Here is a 16805-nt window from a genome sequence, read left to right as displayed (position 1 = left end):
AGGGCATTTACTTCTAAGCACTTTCTTCCTCAGCCTGAAAGACCTCGATAAGCTTCTGATTGTAGTCGTCCAAATAGCTTTGAAGTCCTTCCCGGTCGATCAGCCGGACGCCCGCTGTGCTGGCCAATTCTTTCGCTGATTTTGTGTAGTAGGAATTGGTAACCACCATGGCCTCGTCGCACCCGTAAAAAGCTTTAGCCGAAATGGCTTGCTGCACAGCCGCGTTGCCTACAGAGCCAGAGTAGTTCTTAGCCTGGATGACCATGTTTTTGCCGAACCGGGTAACGAAAAGATCTGCGCCTTGATCAGCCGTCTTCTTGGTCTCTTTGACGTCATAGCCAATGGTCTGGAAGATCTCAACAAGGAAGGCTTCGAATTGGAATCCGTCCATGGCATCCACCAGGTACATGGTGATGAACTGGTTCGGATTGAAATGCTCAAGTTGTGATCCCAATCGCTCGACGAGAATGTCGAAATAAATCTCCTCGCAAAGGCTCAAGCCATTTCGAAAAGCCTGTAACGGAAGGAGTGGAACACCAGATGTGGAGGCTGCTTGAGGATTGAATTGAACATTGGGATATGGAACGTCATTTTCCCAAAGGTAATAGAAGAACAAGGCTAGGTCAGACCTGAACGTTGTCCCGGCCTCTTCAATCCAGGAACGTAAGGTGTCGGCCAGATCAGCTCGGATGTGGCGGGTCAACTCTCTCGAGAAGCCCAGGTAGGCAGAGTTGAATGCTGTGGTTTGCAGCAGCTTGTCCAAAAGAGATGGAAGCCCTTCTAGCTCGTCAAAGCCTTTGCGAATCAAGACCTCCCTGAACAGCTCTCTCTCGCTGTACACACCATCCAAACGTGGGCCGGGCACGCCTGCGTCATCGCTGCTACCTGCGCTTTCGCGAGTCGTGTGAATGAAGTTCGTAAAGTATGGCTGCTTCAGCTCCGCGTATTTTCTCAATACGTTGTTCAGAAGATCGTTCAGTTGGGCTTGCTCCTTCTTCTTACCGAAGAAGTCTTGAATCAAGCCTTTGGATCTGTATTGAAAGTCGGGATAAAACGAAGGATCCAGTGGAGTGAGGTGCCGCAACGAGAGCTCTGATGACGGCGAAACTTGGGAGCCCATGCACCACGGGCATGCTGTCTCGAAGGTAGTCCTGTTGCATCCGTTGCATTGGTAAATCATCGTTTCCGTTCCTTCCCAAGTCATCGCGCGCCTTCACGCACATCCTGCTAGCGACCATAGCTCAGTGCCATCACTCAGTCCACGAGCTTGTTTCTACTGCACACAGACGCATCAATGATGGCGAAACCCCATCACGGCGGTTGGAGTGCCGGGCCGGCTAAGCTAGAGTTCCAGCATCTATCAGCCGGACGCTCCGTTGCTGAGCAGTCATCAGGGAAGCGACTATGCAAATTCAGCATCTGGAAATCGCGAACTTCCGCAAGCTCCTATCCGTACGAGTCGACCTCGCAGCCGAGACCACACTACTCGTTGGAGCCAACAACAGTGGCAAATCATCTGCGATGCTGGCCTTGCGCAAGTTCCTACTTTCGAAAGCGTCGATTTTCAGATTGCAAGATCTTACTCTGAGCCATCTCGCCACAATCGATGCCATTGGTGAAGCTTGGGAGGCTGCAGATGATAGCTTCCCCATCCCAGTCGCAAATGAATGGGCTGACTGGTTGCCAACGCTAGATATTTGGCTTGAAGCAGCTCAGGGCGAGCTTCATCACATCCGAGATCTCATACCGAACTTCGCTTGGAAAGGCGGCCATGTCGGTATGCGGTTCCGGCTGGAGCCAGATGATATGCCAGCGCTGTTTGTCGATTACCGCAAAGAGCGAGCACGAGTGAGGGAGCTTCAGCAGGAAATTCAAAAACAGGCAGCGCTAGGTACGCAGCCACCATCGCTTCCGCTCTGGCCGCAGAGCTTGCATGACTATCTGAATCGTCGAATCGGTAAAACCTTCAAGATCCGATGGTACCGACTTGATCCAAGCCAGCTACGAGCTCCAGATCCTGCAACTCGTAAAGCTAACCAGCAACCGCTTGCGGCCACAGCAACGCCACTCGAGCGCAATCCCCTAACAGACCTGATTCGAGTCCACGAGATCAATGCTCAACGCGGCTTTGGTGACAGCGCTGACGAAGGCGTCCTAGAGGGAGGACATGGATCGGGCAGGAAGCTCTCGGAACAATTGCGAGCGTACTACAGCAGGCATCTCGATCCAGGCGATAGCCCAGATATTTCAGATTTGGAGGCACTCAGAGCAATTGAGGCAGCTCAAACTGCCTTTGACACTCGCTTGAGCACGAGCTTCGCGCCTGCGCTCAAGGAAGTCGCCGGTTTGGGCTATCCGAATAACTCCGACCCGTCCATCCGAGTTTCCACCCGCCTCGCCCCTACGGACGGGATGAACCACGAAGCAGCTGTGCTGTTTGAATTGGATTCCGTTGGAGGAGCCCCTGGAGCACCGCCTCTTAGGCTTCCGGAGACGTCCAACGGGCTCGGCTACCAGAACCTCATCTCAATGATATTCCGATTGATGGCATTTCGAGATGAATGGCTTAAGAAGTACAGAAGTCCTGAAGAGCAAAGCGCTACTGGTGTTGAGCCTATACACTTGGTTCTAATCGAAGAACCGGAAGCCCACCTGCACGTCCAGGTTCAGCAAGCATTCATAAAACACGCCTACCATGTGCTGTGCAGCGACCCATTGCTAGCGAAGTATCAGAACCTCAGGACACAGCTGATGGTCAGTTCCCATTCCAGCCACGTAGCTCATGAGATTGACTACGAAAACCTGAGATACTTCCGCAGACTTCCGTCCGGCATGGCCGGGATATCAATCCCAGTCTCTACCGTCTCGAACCTAAGTACAGTGTTCGGCGAGTCCAATCAAACGAAGGAATTCGTTACACGTTACCTTCGGGCCCAACATGCCGACCTGTTCTTTGCGGATGCGGTGATCCTTGTTGAGGGGGCCGCTGAGCGCATGATGCTTCCACATTTTTTGAGGCAACACTTTCGTTTCCTAGACCAGTGCTACATAACCATTTTGGATATTGGGGGAAGCCACGCGCATCGGCTCCGGCCCCTGATCGATGCGTTGGGTATTGTCACTCTGGTGATAACTGACTTGGACGCGGGCCTCCTACAGGTCGGCAAACCTGTCGAGCGGAAGAAAGGCCAAACCACTAACAACCCAACCGTGCGCCATTGGATGCGAGCAGCAGGCCTTGGACATGATGTGGACTCATTACTGGATCTGCCCTTCGACAGTAAAGCTCAGCAAATTGACGAGCTGTTTTCGATCAGGATCGCTTATCAGACGCCCATTACTGTCCGCTTACCCAAAACTGGGCTAGATGTCGAAGCATTACCAAATACCTTTGAAGACAGCCTTGTCTTGAGCAATACAGAGCATTTCGCTAACAAAGCGGGACGCGGGCTGATGCGATCCTTTGCCAAGGCGTTACGTGAAGCAGAAACATCCTTAGAGCTTGGCACAGAGCTGTTCACCAAGCTCAAGGATGGTGATAAGGCTGAGTTCGCACTACACGTTCTCGGCGATTCTGATTTCGCCAAGTTGACGGTGCCTACTTACATCCATGAAGGCTTGGCGTGGTTGCAGTCCAAGCTCGAAAGAAAAAGCAAAGAGCTACTGGTCATCCCTTCAGCGATTGTCGAGGTGACCCCATGAGCCGGCAGCCGGAAGCTGCTATGGATGATGTTCCAGATGCCGATCAGATCATTCAGGACTGTCTGAATCTCGACCATCCGAAGAGCTTTTTCCTATACGCCGGCGCTGGCTCTGGAAAAACCCATTCGTTAGTCGAAGCCGTGAAAATTCTAAAGAATAGGGAACGGCAACGACTGACTTTTGAAGGACGCCAAATCGCGATCATCACCTATACCAAAGCGGCGTCCGAGGAAATTACCCGCCGTCTTGAACACGACCCACTGGTGGTTGTGTCAACCATTCACGCCTTCTCTTGGCGGATGATTCAGGGCTTCAATGATGACATTCGTGAGTGGCTTCGGGTCAAGCTCACCCAAGACATTGGCGAGCTTAATGAGAAGCTCGGAAAGGCTCGAGGGCAAAACAAAACATTTCTAGCAAATCAAGCTTCGAGGGATAGCAAAGTTCGTCGGTTCGATTCCCTGGATCAGATATCGACATTCATTTACAGCCCTACCGGCGACAATCGCGGTAGGCAGGCCCTAAACCATAGTGAAGTCATTCAAATGGCCGCTGTATTTATCCAGCAACCTCCGTTGCTGAACGTTATGGCGGATCAGTACCCGGTACTTTTGATCGATGAGAGCCAAGATACCTATGGGCCGCTCATGGACGCTTTTCTGCGAGCACAATCACTCATCCCCGACCGTTTCTCTCTCGGGCTTCTCGGCGATACCATGCAACGCATCTACAACGATGGGAAGGTGCGTTTGGAGGAAGCGATCCCTCCAGATTGGGCGGTGCCCGAAAAACGTATGAACCGTCGCTGCCCAACAAGGGTTGTTGATCTTATCAACGTAATCCGTGCGGGCGCAGACAGTCATCAGCAGAAGCCAAAGCCGGACGCTATAGAAGGCACGGTGCGAATGTTTTGCACCCAACAGACACCGGGGCAAGGTTTCGGGTTGGAGGAAGATATCGCACAGCGTATGGCAGCCATCACCGGCGACGCTCAGTGGGCAGCAGGCAAGGATGGAAGAAAGACCCTAATACTTGAACACAAAATGGCCGGACGCCGAATGGGGTTTGAGGGTGTGTTCACACCATTATATGGGGTAGAGCATCTGCGAACGGGACTACTGGACGGAACACTGCCAATCTTGAAACTGTTCTTCGAGCGGGTAGCCCCGATTCTTCAAGCCGCTAAGACGAACAGTTTCAGCCTCATAGAAGCTGTCCGACTTCATTCTCCGCTTCTCGATACTAAATCCATGAAAGAGGCGCCTGACCAGTTAGCCTTGCTTGAAAAAGCAGGAGCCGCTACTGGGTCACTGTGCGAGCTGTTCGATGACAACGATCCCCTGATAGGTGACGTGGCTCATGTCCTACACCAAACAGGCCTACTAGATCTCCCTGATCGCCTCGTAGCTGCACTGTTAACAGGCGCCACCACTGATGCCCCTCCCGATACATCGGATCGTGATGCATTAGAAACACATGCATACCAGGTTCTACTGGGACGTCCTTTTTCGGAAATGGCTGCATTCGCTGGCTATACCGAGGGGCTTTCCCCTTTCGACACGCACCAAGGTGTAAAGGGCCTGGAGTTCCCCAGAGTCATGGTCATCCTCAATGATGAAGAAGCAGGTGGCTTCCTTTTCAGTTACGACAAGCTCTTGGGGGTCAAACCAGCTTCTGATAGCGACGTAAAAAATCAGCGTGAGGGCAAAGATGACTCCTTGGCTCGCACTCGTCGTCTGCTGTACGTCACTTGTAGCCGGGCCGAAGAAGGTCTCGCAATTGTGGTTTACAGCGCGCAGCCTGACATAGCTAAGCAGCGAGTGATCGACGCTGGATGGCTCAAGCCAGAAGAGATCGAGATTCTTTGACCTGCTATCGCACCTTTCCACCATACAGGGGAAAGATCACAGCTCCCCTGTGAGGAATGGTCGCTTCGCGCCGGCCTCTAGGTATCCATCACATCTGTGGTCTACATACCAAGCACAAACGGTGATGAGTACAGCCTTCTGGCCACCATCCCCCTGCCGACACAGTCAGCCTTAGGTCGCCCTTTGCCAAAATTGGGTAGATCTACGCAACTACCCACGCCGCTTCAGCCTGCGGCGAGATGAACTAGGCTCTCTGCATCATTCTCAAGGAAGACCGCCATGCCAGGTAACTCGAACTACAAGATCGCCACGGCAGACGCTCTGACATTGCTCTTGCACAACCAGCACGCACTGGGTGCAGCAATAGAAGAGATTACCAAGTGGCTTTCAGAAAGTTGCGTAGGAAACGTCGCCGCTCATGCAATGTCGGCGATGGAGGCGCTGGACACAAATGCTCAAGCCATCACAGATTCCATTATGACGATACGCCAGTCGTAGATACTGCTGCACCGCCCTCTGCGCCCCCGTCGCACCTTGCCAATCGGATTGCAAGATAAGGAAAAGAATGTACCCACCAATGGCGAATCCCAATCTCGAAATCACAGCCACCGAATTTGAGCGGTTGGTCAGGGACTGGATCCTCAAACAGGGCGGTGAACTGACATCGCTGGAGGTGACGCACGACGTGAAGGTCGAGGCCCACGACTCGACCTACCAGATCGACGTGCTGGCGAAGTTCCAAGCTTTTGCAGGCGCCGAATTCACCGTGCTGATTGAGTGCAAAAAATACCGTAACGCAGTCGAACGGGAGCTGGTTCAGGTGCTGCACGACAAGGTGAGATCTCTCGGCGCTCATAAAGGCATGTTGTTCACCACGACAGGGTTTCAATCCGGAGCAATAAAATACGCGACAGCGCACGGTATTGCGCTGGTGTCGATAATCGACGGCGCATCAACCTACCATACCCGCTCGGCTTTTCCCGTTGAGGCGAAGCCACCAGCCTGGCTAAACCTTCCGAAATTTGCGCTGTGGCACGTTGGCGAAAATGACGCTGGAAGCATCTCGATGAAGTCGCTGGGGCGTGCTGATACGGAAATCAACGAGATGTTCAGCTAGAAAATGGGCAGAGCAGCCTTGGCTTTTAGGGCGAGGCTATGCAGCCAAGCCGATCCAGCCATGGATACCCACGAAGAAGCCAACACCAATTATCAGCACGCTGGAAATCGAAAAGGGATCGTAGCTTTCTACTCTCTCACTGCCTGCGTTCCTGTCGATTACGGAATCATCCCAGGCATGTGCCCAATTTGGCACGATCGCCGTGTTGGAAGAAATTGATGATCTACCTCCTCTCTTCGACCTGAACCCTCGGCTGTATCTGCAGCCAAAATTTTCGATACGATCGATTGGATGTTCCCCAATCGGCCATTGGCTCAGTCGATTTACTGGTTGCCTGGTTTCCTAATAGGAGTAACAAATTGCTGAACCGTCCCGACAAAGACGCGCTCCGTGCAATGCTGGAATCGCAAGTCCAAGAAAAGCTGCAGCACGATCCAGACGCCGTAACGACTTATGCAGCCCAGCCTGTACCTGACCGAAAACCGTACACCAGCAAACCCACGGTTCAGGACAAGGCGTTTCACAAAGAGCTCGAGCAGATGCGTGCAGACGCCGAAGCTGGAGTGATACATACGCCTAAGCGCGAACAGGAGGACGGAGGCGCTCCTAGTCTTAAGCTTGATGATTATCCGGATCTGTAAACGTGCCGCTGAGAATCTACAGGCGGGAACGGCTTGCCGGCTCATAGCAATGGAGATCAAATGTGAAGAAGCCACCTATGAAAATCATCATCGAAGAATGGGATGGTGACGGTGCGATTCGAACTCCGGACGAAGCGCTGCAGGAATTGGAACTGGATGTCGGCGACGCTGTGTACCTGATAGAAGAATTTGTCGGCAGCACGCGCTGCCTAGTCCTATCAAAAAAGCCTCAAATCACAGATCGGATAGACGAGCTCACTGAAGCCTGGAATAGCGAACAGCGCGGCAGCCTCGAAGACAAATGAGGAAGCCATTAGATGCTTCGCTGAACCAGTACATCAGGCTGAACTTCAGAGTCCTTCGGCAGGCCGTAAACGCATACTTGGACACATCACCTGAAGGCGCGAGATCGAGCCGGACTTAAGCCCGAAGGAGCGACCTCTCCATTGACGTCACTTCACACCACAGCTTAGCTATGGCAGCCATGCGGAATGAACACGAATCGAATCACCATGTTCTGTCGGGGTATGTGATTGCAGCTAGAGTCCGAACGCCGGCTTCAGTTCACTCGGTTGCGCCCGCTGCGCTTGGCTAGATAGAGCGCATCATCGGCACGAGTCAGAAGGCTTTCCACATCGTCACCCGCTTTGGCGAGGGCGACACCCAAGGACGCAGTTATAGTATCTAGCACCTCATCCGTGCCACGAACCTTGATCCGTAGCGCCTGAATTTTTAGGCGCATCTGCTCAGCAAAACTATGAGCACTGGTGAGATCAAAACACTCTTGCAGGACTACACAGAACTCTTCACCACCATAGCGTGCCGCCAGGGCCTGAGGCGGGATTGAGTTCCGCAACACCTGACCAACATGCTCAAGTACGCGGTCGCCCAAAGGATGGCCATACCGGTCATTGAACTGCTTGAAATGATCGATATCCAGCATGATCAATGCCACCCCATGAGGCGTGTTGATCAATGCATGCTCCAGTAAGCGAGTGAAGGTGGCCCGGTTCAACACCTTAGTCAGCCCATCCAAAGATGCAGCCAGTTGGGCTCGCTCGAGCTTGTCTCTCAGACTCTTGATTTCATTTTGCGCTGAGTGCAGCTGGGAGAGGAAAAGCTCTTGCTGATCCTGCATGACCTGGGTGCTCTGTTGCAGCTCGCTCAGAATGGCGGGCAACCTCTGGTCGACCGGCTCCGCGAGCATTTCCATGCAATGGCCAAGACTGGCTTGAAAGTTGGAACTGCCATTCACACTACGCGAGACATTACGCTCCATGTCGTCAACCAGATCGATCGCTTGTTGTTGCCCTGCGCGCGCCTCCTCCAATTCGTCACGAATGATGTAGTCGCGAAAAAGCTTCGTAGCAGATTCGGGAGGGAAACAGTCGAAGTCTTTGACCACCCTGTCCAGATGGCGATTAAGCTCTGGCTCCTGACCTTTGCTGTAGGTGTACCAGAGAGCATAGTGCACGGGATTTGGTGGAATGTTGTGACGCACCATCAGTGGGACGGCTTGCTTCAGCAGAGCCGCCGCCTCGCGGGAGTCCTCTGGATACAGCGTTAGGGCAGTCGCACGCGTCTCTGATTGGCTCATAACGTCACTGTGGTTGGTTTTTATTGGCATATATGAAGTCGGGGGCAGCATATCCTTACGCACACCAAGAGGCCATACATAATGTATGCCTACTCCCTGTTGAATTCGCTATAGACCGAACATCACATTGCCGTTATGCGTTCAAGCCGATCCAGACATGGATACCCACGTAGAGACCAACACCAATGATCAACGTGCTGGAAATCGAAAAGGGATCATAGCTTTGTACTCTCTCACTGCCTGTGTTTCTGTCGATTACGGAATCATCCCAGGCATGTACCCAATTTGACACGATCACCGCGTTGGAAGAAATTGATGATTCGCCGCTTCTCTTCGACCTGAATTGTGGCTGTATCTTCAGCTCAAATTCTCGACACGATCGATTGGATGTTCCCCAGCCATGCCACAGGCCCGGTTGACAACTGAGTACCTGATTTTCTAAGAGGAGTAACACATTGCTTACCCGTCCCGACAAAGACGTTCTACGTGCGATGCTGGAATCGCAAGTTCAAGAAAAACTACAGCGCGACCCAGACGCGGTAACAACTTATGCAGCCAAGCCTGAACCAGATCGAAAGCCATACATCAGCAAGCCAACGGTTCAGGACAAGGCATTTCACAAGGAGCTCGAGCAGATGCGTGCGGATGCTGAAGCCGGAGTGATTCATAAGCCGGTATCCGACCCTGTTGAAGATGACAAACCCAGCCTTGCTCTCGATGATTACCCAGGCTTAAGAGAAGCAGGCTCTGCATCAAATCAATGGTGATTTCTCAACGCCTGCCATGCGGTGATCGATAAGCTAGGATGAGACATCCCGACCAGTCGCAGTAACGCCTGAACACCACACAACTCACTCACGGCCTTACTGGTATCTGCCAGCAGTTCAAAACAGTGACGAAACAAACTCAGTAACCGGTTCCGGTAACAGGTCTTGGGGGTGATCCCCTCCGAAAGTAGCCAGTCCGCTGCTGCCCTTGATGATCCCAGAGCTAATGACGTCGCCAGTTTGAACCCGTATGACTTCGACTTTAATTTCTACTTTGTCAGGAATCATCGACCATTCTGTGGCTCGATCCTCCCAGTGCAGAATGGTTGGGAAGATTAAGATGTCTTGATCTGCGCGCCGAGCTTGGGCGACGGCATCCTCAAAATTTTCAGCCAAACCGCCAATGCGCACCAGACGGGACTTGGCGCTCGTGGCGTTGTAAATGATCTTGGTAGTGTTACGACCAGAACCGCTGTAGACGTTATCACCGTATTCGCCGTCAGCAGGCGTCGTGACAAAGATCCGCTCGTTTGCCGTAATACGTGCTGAGCCATTTTGTTGTGGTAACCAGCGGTGTGAGTCCGCGCAACCAGAGAGCACAGTAATTAAGGCGAGAGTCAGGAGCACGCGCATCAACACATCCTTGTAAAGGCCTGCATGGCATTTAGAGATCAAAGGAATATAGCAAAGCTCCCTGTTCCCAGTGAGGAAACCTACGCGCAGCCAGCACATGCTTGGGAATCTCCGATCCGGACAGCTTGGTACGTCCCCCTGACAAGGATGTACACCATGCTCTAGCATGCGGATGGATAAACTCGCTGGATGTCGTACAGCGGGTTTTAGCCGCCCTGCGCTCAAGCGGGAAAAGCGGCCAAAAAAAGGAACATCCGTAGGACGGCAAACTTTGAACACAACCTCCCCTCTTACCTCCCCTCTTACCTCCCGTGATGTCTACCAGGTACTGAAAGACGTCGCGCTGGGCACACGCATAATGCATCGGGCCTCTCTGCAAACTTGGAATGAGGTTTACAACGGTCTCATGACTGTTGAGATCGACGGCTGGCAGCTCACGCTTTTCAATGACGGCGGCACCTTAGATTACTGCGAGGATTGCAGAGCGCCTGATGGTCGCGTCAGGACTATTGAAGACTGGCAACGCTATGGCACAGATCCAGTCGAACTATTAAGTGGCTGGGAACGAGAACAGCTTGAGCGTCTGCTGAACGCACTCTGACTCTGCGAGACCATCAATATCAGCGACAAGATCCCACCAAACTCTCTTACTGCTACGCTGTCCTTTTTCCATGGAGGAATCGCGATGCCAAACTCTGACCTACTCCCTTCCCTGCTTTATAAGATCAACGAAAACCAGCAAGCCCTTGAGGCTGCCATCATGGAGCTCACACTTTGGGTCGAGCAGCGTGGATCAGGTGAGATTGGAGGCAACGTGCGCGGTGCGCTAGACACGATCAGAACAAATGAAGAGTTCATCAACATGACGCTTGCGGTGCTCATGGCACCCGAGTGATCTGTTCGACCACCACGGTGGATGATGCAAGGCATTCCAGAAGATAAATCAGTCGAGGCTCAACTGAGGTCTTAGTGCTTCAAGTAGAGTCGAGATGAAGCATCGTCTGGATTGAAATAAAGCCGCTCATCGCGCCACCCAATGCCTGGATTAGACGAACGAGCTTGAAAGTGGTGGACGCGGGTCATGCAAGCTTGATGGCTCCGCCTTGGATATCGTCCCGCGCCATTCGCAAGTCATTGGCGTCTTGGTTGAGCCGATGAATGAGGTTGAGCAATCGTTGGCGCAACACCTCGTCTTGGAGCTGCTCAGCAGCACGCATCACATCAAGCGCCGCTGCCTCATTGTTGGTGGCAACGGCGTCGAGCAGTTTGCGCATGCTTCTTGATGGTCGATTCATCTCCAACTCCTTGGATTTCAGTGACGCGAATCATATGGCCAGAATGTTTCGTCAGTATTTCAGCTGCACGAACTGGTTTTGAATTACCGCTCCAGCTGGTTTGACGCTAACTGAAGGGGCGCGCCCCCCCGCGCAATTGACCAGCATATAGCCATCATCTAGTCTGAAATGCTGGGTTTAGTTCCTTTCAAGGATGAACATGATCAACTTCAAATGCGATGAGTGCAGCAAGCCGATTCAGGTCTCTATAGAGATGGCCGGCAAGCAAGGCAAATGTCCACATTGCCAGTCGTTGTTGATCGTGCCAGCCCCAATGGTTTTCGATATCGACGAGACGGATGCCCCGGATGTTAAGCCGTCCTGGGCTGAAGACCCGGCGAAGGTCGACCTTCCGATGCAACCGGCTGGCCCTAAATCTGTTCCATTGGCGGATAAGGCCAAGTCGTTCATTGGAACGTTTCTCTACTGGATCTTCGGTCTGCTTTTCGCTCTTTGGACGCTGGGGGTCATCTTCGAAGAGCCGCTGGCGGCGATACCGCTCATGGTCGCGACTGTTCTGTTGCTACCACCGTTATGCGACATGCTCATGGCGAAATTTCAGTTTGATCTCCAGCCCCCGGTTCGTGCGATCAGTGCCGTTGTGCTCGGGGTCGCAGGGATGCTCCTGTTCTCCAATCACATGAGTGATGAAATCACTGTGCAAAATACGGCGGCGGAGTCGGCAGCGGCTCAAAAGAAGGTCGAGCAGAAGAAGGCGAATACGGACTATTTAGTTGCAAACAAGCCAGCCATCATTGCCCAGTTCCAGCAGTTGCTGGATGCGAAGAAGATCTCTGAGGCCAAGAATCTGTTGCAAAAGTACAACGGTCTGGGTGATTCCGACGTAGACGCCATGTTCGCCAAAGTCGATGCAAAGGCTAAGGACATCGCCAGAGACGAGCAGACCGCCTCTCTAAAGGCCAAGCTCGCGCAACTGGGCAAGGACGACTACGCCGGCCAGGAGACGACCTACAAGGCCCTACTGGCGCTCTACCCAGGCAACAAGGAGTACACGGACAAACTCGCGGCGGCTTCTCATGAGATCAAGAAGGCCAGTGAGTTTCAGCAGCGCAGGATAGCCGGAGAAGCTTGGGAGTATGAGACTATGCAGGATTCAATGAGCCAGAAGCCGGTCACGACGGCCTTCATTAAGTCGACCAACAGATTGTCGTTCGACTTCCCTTACCGCGGAGCGCAACAGGCCATGCTCCAACTGCGCAAGCACCCGCGTTGGGGTCAGGACGTGATTCTGCAAATCCAAAAAGGCCAGTTCCTCTGCAATTCATACGACGGTTGCGATGTGTCGGTGCGTTTCGGGAACGGAAAGCCTAAGCGGTTTTCTGCGGGCGAGCCGAGCGACAACGACAGCACCTACATCTTCATCAGGGGCTATAACAGCTTTGTCAGCGAGCTGCGTAAGGTCGACAAGGTCTACATCGAGGCTCAGTTCTACCAGGAAGGCGCTCAGACGATTGAGTTTGCGGTGGATGGCTTGGACTGGAAGTAAGTTTAAGAGCTGTAGGCGCTTACGCTTTTCAATGACTTGCGACAGCTTGGATTACTGCGAGTAATTACAGGTCACCCGAGTGACGAGTTGGAACACTTTAAATCTGGCAGCACAACGCCGCTGATCCGGGCCCTTAGTGGGTGGGAATACGAGCGATCGAAGCCAAGATTAGCCCCTCGTTTACAGGTATGGTTACGCTTTCACTCAAGGATGAACCATGGCCACGCATACCTCCAATAACGCTCAGAAACGCCTCGCAGTGTTGATCGACGCCGACAATGCCCCAGCAGCAATCGTCGAAGGCCTGTTTGAAGAAATTGCTAAGTACGGCGTCGCCAGCGTCAAGCGCATCTACGGCGACTGGACTGGCCCCCATCTCGGCGGTTGGAAGAAAGTCCTGCTCGATCACTCGATTCAGCCCATCCAGCAATTTGCCTATACCAAAGGCAAAAATGCCACCGACAGCTCGCTTATCATCGATGCCATGGACTTGCTATACACCCGCCGTTTCGACGGATTTTGCCTAGTATCGAGCGACAGCGATTTCACTCGATTGGCTTCTCGATTACGTGAAGAAGGGTTGACCGTTTACGGGTTCGGCGAAGAGAAAACACCCAAGCCGTTCGTGGCAGCATGCGACAAATTCATTTACATCGAGTTACTCCGTGAGGATGTCGTTGCGACTACCAACGGTGAGTCTAGTACCGCTTTCGCTGCTGCCCCCGATGTGGCCAAACCAGCGGTTGCTGAGCCTTCTAAAAAGCCTAAAGCACCGGTGGGCTTCATCGCCAAGATCATGGACGACATTGCTGACGAGGATGGCTGGGCACATTTAGGCGCGCTGGGCGCGAACATTACGAAACTACGTCCAGAGTTTGACCCACGCACTCATGGCTACAAAAAACTGAGCGACCTCATCAAAGGCTACACGCAGGCGTTTGAGTTGCAGGCCAGAGCCACTTCAGGGGGCACGGCAGTGATGTACGCTCGTCACAAGCAACCAAGCAAATGACCGATTAGGCATGTGAAGCCATGGATGGCATAGACGTGCGCCGACTTAAGTATTGTTAGATAGACGTTAGCGGTCGGGGAAAAGAGAAGCGCGTTGCGCTGTCATAAATTGTCTCAGCTCAGTCCCGCATAATTGTTGAATTCATGGAGTCATATCGGTACTCCTAGAACACAATCTTTAGCAGGGAACGCACCATGCACCCAAGCAGGGTCATCGAGACCACAGGCCAGGAAGACGGCAGTAAGCGATACAGAGTCGTTGATCTAGTCGAAGGAGATTCAGCTAGCAAGCATGGTGTGTTCAAGGCCAGGGCGGAGGCAGACGCTGTTTGTTCGCTGCAGAATGCCGAGCGTCCGCGTCAAAGTGGTGTTGGTCGTACGTCCCTGAGCCTATGATCAACTCGTTTCTGAACTCCAACCGCCGATGGCTTTGTTGGACTGATTGATGCCTATAGCGCAGTCGTGGATTCCCGTTCCGAAAGCACGTTTTGAAAGCGCTCCAGGTTAAGTCGTCGACACTCAACCTCGGCACCTTCTCGGGTCTCATATGTAGTCTTCAAACGTAGTTTCTCTTCGCTGTCATATACCCTCAATCCTAAGAGCGCAGTCTCGCAGTAGTAGTGGATTCCGTTACGCATTGATCCCGTTTCCATTGGAATTCAGCATCGTCCGGAACTCCAAGCTTGAGACGTCTCGATCATGTAGCGAACACCCGAAAGGAATGCTGACCCGTCAGCTACACTGATTCGACGCATTGCCGCACAGAGACTTCGACCATGGCGACCAAAACCGCAATCGTATTCGCTGGCGGCGGCAGTTTGGGTGCGGTGCAGGTGGGCATGTTGCGGGCCCTGGTTGAGGCCAATGTTCGATGCGATATGGTGGTTGGCGCTTCGGTAGGCGCTATCAATGGTGCCTACTTTGCCGCAAGGCCCGATTCCGATGGCGTCGAGGCCCTCGCCGGTTTCTGGCGCGGGCTAGGTAAATCTGACATCTTCCCCCTCTCCTGGCTCGATACCTGTAGGGGACTGATCAAACGACGTGGCTTTCTGTTGCAGCCGGCGGCCTTGAACCGATTGCTGGATCAGGCACTGCCCATTCATCGCATTGAAGAGGCGACGCTGCCCCTCTACATCGTCACCACCGACCTGCTCAGTGGTGCCGAGACTGTTCTGTCCAGTGGCGAACTCAAACAGGCGTTACTGGCCAGCGCTGCTATCCCGCTGGTGTTCCCCTGCGTACAAATCGCCGATCAGTTCCTGGTTGACGGCGGCGTGTCAAGCAATACACCTATCTCGACTGCCGTAGCCTTGGGAGCCACCAACGTCGTGGTAATCCCCACCGGCGTGAGTTGCGCCCTAACACAACCGCCCCGAGGCTTGGTCGCCTTAGCCCTGCACACCGTCAATCTGATGAGCATGCGCCAACTGGTGAGCGACATCGAACACTTCCGCACTCTCACCAGCCTGCACATCGTCCCGCCCTTGTGCCCTGTGGATGTCTCAGTGTTCAACTTTGACCAGACCGAGTCTTTGCTGCAGCGCGCCTATGAGCAGACCCTCCGGTGGCTGGAACGTGGGGGGCTCGAACGCACCAATGTACCTGGTGCCCTGACCATCCATTCACATGCCCATGAGCATTGAGTGATGTGAATTACCTAAGAGCCCTTCCCCCCTCATTTTTCCTCCTGCTACGCTGACCTCTTCCACGGAGGAATCGTGATGCCAGATTCAGACCTGCTCCCTTCCCTGCTATACAAGATCAATCAAAACCAGTTGGCGCTCGAAGCCGCGATTATGGAGCTAACACTCTGGGTGGAACAACGCGGTTCCGCAGACGTCGCTGGCAACGTTCGAGATGCGTTGGACACCATCAGCAAGAACGAAGAGTTCATCAGTATGACTCTGGCGGTGCTGATGGCTCCCGAGTGACGTCTCCCCTCAGATTTTCGAAAGGAGCACCTGCAGGCTTCAACTTGAGATTGGCTTGAGGGAATCTACGCTGATACCGGAATGCCAAACTCCGGATGAGTCTATGTACAAGATCGTGACCTTCACTCCCAGGGAACTGTTCGACCAAGTGTGGGAAACACCTGTGCTGAAACTGGCACAAGAAATCGGTATATCAGACGTCGCGCTTTCCAAAGCATGTCGTAAAGCTGGCCTGACCCTGCCCCCTCGAGGACATTGGGCAAAGCCAATTTTTAAACGCCCTAGCAAGCCTAATCCTCCCACCAATGAACACCCCATCAGCTTCACGGTATTGGATCGAACTACGCTTCCAGTTCGCAGCGCAGATCCCGTTCAGCCGAAAGCAGTCCGTTCAGCAATCGAAGTACCTCATACCCTCCTTGCGCCTCACTCCCTAGTGAGCAAGTGGTTGAAATGCGTTTACACAGCCAAGCCCCATGAAGGCCATCTCGAGACCACGGGCAAAAATGTGCTTGATGCCAAAATCTCTATCGGACTCATTGAGCGCTGTGCACTGATCTTCGACACCCTAATAAAAGAGAGTGAAGTGCTCGGCTTCCAGTGGAAGATCTCGGACGACAAAACGTTGGTAGCGGTCAACGGCGAGCACCTAGGCATCAAATTTGTGGAGCGCTTGAAAAAACACGTTATCCCGCCC

Annotated in this window: 17 protein-coding genes and 1 pseudogene; 14 read left to right on the top strand and 4 right to left on the bottom strand. The window is 53.1% G+C overall.

Features of this window, described 5'->3' with window-relative positions; genetic code table 11:
• Positions 1-13: 13 nt before the first annotated feature.
• Entirely contained in the window at positions 14-1180 is a 1167-nt protein-coding gene (locus KGB03_RS13790) for a restriction endonuclease (RefSeq protein WP_223527281.1), read from the bottom strand.
• Positions 1181-1404: 224 nt separating this feature from the next.
• On the opposite strand from KGB03_RS13790, the gene KGB03_RS13785 reads away from it, so the two are divergent.
• The 6 genes from KGB03_RS13785 (at position 1405) to KGB03_RS13760 (ending at position 7633) form a co-directional block, all read left to right on the top strand.
• Positions 1405-3702 carry an AAA family ATPase gene (locus KGB03_RS13785; protein WP_223527280.1) on the top strand — a complete coding sequence of 766 codons (2298 nt, stop codon included), beginning with the start codon at positions 1405-1407 and terminating at the stop codon, positions 3700-3702.
• Complete coding sequence (locus KGB03_RS13780) at positions 3699-5570, top strand: UvrD-helicase domain-containing protein (protein WP_223527279.1); 1872 nt, start codon at positions 3699-3701, stop codon at positions 5568-5570. The genes KGB03_RS13785 and KGB03_RS13780 overlap by 4 nt, the downstream gene beginning before the upstream one ends.
• Positions 5571-5849: 279 nt before the next feature.
• Entirely contained in the window at positions 5850-6068 is a 219-nt protein-coding gene (locus KGB03_RS13775; protein WP_223527278.1) for a hypothetical protein, read from the top strand.
• A gap of 67 nt (positions 6069-6135) precedes the next feature.
• Positions 6136-6687, top strand: coding sequence for a restriction endonuclease (locus KGB03_RS13770; RefSeq protein ID WP_223527277.1), 552 nt, complete (start codon positions 6136-6138; stop codon positions 6685-6687).
• 359 nt (positions 6688-7046) lie between these two features.
• On the top strand, positions 7047-7328 hold the full coding sequence (locus tag KGB03_RS13765) for a hypothetical protein (protein ID WP_223527276.1): 282 nt from the start codon (positions 7047-7049) through the stop codon (positions 7326-7328).
• A gap of 62 nt (positions 7329-7390) precedes the next feature.
• Positions 7391-7633, top strand: a complete 243-nt coding sequence (locus KGB03_RS13760) for an AbrB/MazE/SpoVT family DNA-binding domain-containing protein (protein WP_411740300.1) — start codon at positions 7391-7393, stop codon at positions 7631-7633.
• 254 nt (positions 7634-7887) lie between these two features.
• Here KGB03_RS13760 and KGB03_RS13755 read toward each other — a convergent pair whose 3' ends face one another.
• Positions 7888-8925 carry a GGDEF domain-containing protein gene (locus tag KGB03_RS13755; protein ID WP_223527274.1) on the bottom strand — a complete coding sequence of 346 codons (1038 nt, stop codon included), beginning with the start codon at positions 8923-8925 and terminating at the stop codon, positions 7888-7890.
• A 455-nt stretch (positions 8926-9380) separates the two neighbouring features.
• Between KGB03_RS13755 and KGB03_RS13750 the strand changes: the two genes are divergently transcribed.
• Positions 9381-9692 (top strand): hypothetical protein, encoded by a 312-nt coding sequence (locus KGB03_RS13750; RefSeq protein WP_223527273.1) that lies wholly within the window; start codon positions 9381-9383, stop codon positions 9690-9692.
• A gap of 117 nt (positions 9693-9809) precedes the next feature.
• Here KGB03_RS13750 and KGB03_RS13745 read toward each other — a convergent pair whose 3' ends face one another.
• Positions 9810-10325 (bottom strand): DUF4823 domain-containing protein, encoded by a 516-nt coding sequence (locus KGB03_RS13745; RefSeq protein ID WP_223527272.1) that lies wholly within the window; start codon positions 10323-10325, stop codon positions 9810-9812.
• 271 nt (positions 10326-10596) lie between these two features.
• Here KGB03_RS13745 and KGB03_RS13740 point away from each other — a divergent pair, with 271 nt between their 5' ends.
• Entirely contained in the window at positions 10597-10926 is a 330-nt protein-coding gene (locus tag KGB03_RS13740; protein ID WP_223527271.1) for a hypothetical protein, read from the top strand.
• Between the two features lie 84 nt (positions 10927-11010).
• Complete coding sequence (locus KGB03_RS13735; RefSeq protein ID WP_223527270.1) at positions 11011-11220, top strand: hypothetical protein; 210 nt, start codon at positions 11011-11013, stop codon at positions 11218-11220.
• Between the two features lie 184 nt (positions 11221-11404).
• Here KGB03_RS13735 and KGB03_RS13730 read toward each other — a convergent pair whose 3' ends face one another.
• Positions 11405-11620, bottom strand: coding sequence for a hypothetical protein (locus KGB03_RS13730; protein ID WP_008001700.1), 216 nt, complete (start codon positions 11618-11620; stop codon positions 11405-11407).
• Positions 11621-11819: 199 nt separating this feature from the next.
• Between KGB03_RS13730 and KGB03_RS13725 the strand changes: the two genes are divergently transcribed.
• The 5 genes and pseudogenes from KGB03_RS13725 to KGB03_RS13705 form a co-directional block, all read left to right on the top strand.
• Entirely contained in the window at positions 11820-13166 is a 1347-nt protein-coding gene (locus KGB03_RS13725) for a hypothetical protein (RefSeq protein WP_223527269.1), read from the top strand.
• 217 nt (positions 13167-13383) lie between these two features.
• Complete coding sequence (locus KGB03_RS13720) at positions 13384-14178, top strand: NYN domain-containing protein (RefSeq protein WP_218534825.1); 795 nt, start codon at positions 13384-13386, stop codon at positions 14176-14178.
• Between the two features lie 775 nt (positions 14179-14953).
• Entirely contained in the window at positions 14954-15820 is an 867-nt protein-coding gene (locus KGB03_RS13715) for a patatin-like phospholipase family protein (RefSeq protein WP_223527268.1), read from the top strand.
• 78 nt (positions 15821-15898) lie between these two features.
• Complete coding sequence (locus KGB03_RS13710) at positions 15899-16108, top strand: hypothetical protein (protein ID WP_223527267.1); 210 nt, start codon at positions 15899-15901, stop codon at positions 16106-16108.
• A gap of 103 nt (positions 16109-16211) precedes the next feature.
• Positions 16212-16805 (top strand): annotated as a pseudogene (locus KGB03_RS13705) (hypothetical protein); the annotation flags it as partial.

Source organism: Pseudomonas sp. BF-B-26, assembly GCF_019956495.1.
GTDB lineage: Bacteria > Pseudomonadota > Gammaproteobacteria > Pseudomonadales > Pseudomonadaceae > Aquipseudomonas.
The sequence above is the reverse complement of the archived record's forward strand: the minus strand, read 5'-3'. Positions and strand labels throughout refer to the sequence as shown.